At 71.1% G+C, this 539-nt stretch carries 2 pseudogenes; both read right to left on the bottom strand.

What is annotated here, in order from left to right:
* Window positions 1-125: pseudogene (locus EXE45_RS21530) on the bottom strand (cupin); the annotation flags it as partial.
* An 83-nt stretch (window positions 126-208) separates the two neighbouring features.
* A pseudogene (locus EXE45_RS17610) lies at window positions 209-539 on the bottom strand (DnaJ C-terminal domain-containing protein); the annotation flags it as partial.

Raw genomic sequence — 539 nt, 5'->3', positions numbered from 1 at the left:
TCCCAGCCGGCGTCTGCCTCGACGACGGTCACGCCGAGGCGCTCGCAGTCGAGCGCGTCGCGGAGGAAGTACATGCCGGGCGCGCGGGGTTCGACGTCGTCGTAGGCGGTCGTGTCGTAGCCCATGCCTCGACGGACGACTCGAAAGGCCGAAAAGCTACGGCCCTCGGAAGGAGGGCGCCCCGACCGCCGGGCGAGGACCCCGCTAAGAACGAGCTCTTCAGCTTCTCGAAGAACCCGCCGCCGACGTCGATGTCCTCGCCGCCGGCCTCCGCGAACGCCTCCAGCGCCTCGCGCTGCTCGTCGTTGAGCGACTCGGGGACGACGACGGCGACCTGCACGTAGAGGTCGCCACGTCCGCGGCGCCGAAGCCGGGGCATTCCCTTCCCCTGGAGGCGGAACGTCTCGCCGCTCTGCGTCCCGGCGGGGACGTCCATCTCGACGCTGCCGTCGACCGTCTCCACCTCGACGGTGTCGCCGAAGACGGCCTGCGGGAAGGAGATGGCCTCGTTGACCCGGAGGTCGTCGCCGTCGCGCTCG

Origin of the sequence: Halorubrum sp. SP9 (assembly GCF_005435015.1) — an archaeon.
Taxonomy (GTDB): domain Archaea; phylum Halobacteriota; class Halobacteria; order Halobacteriales; family Haloferacaceae; genus Halorubrum; species Halorubrum sodomense.
This window is presented reverse-complemented; position numbering and strand designations above follow the sequence as displayed.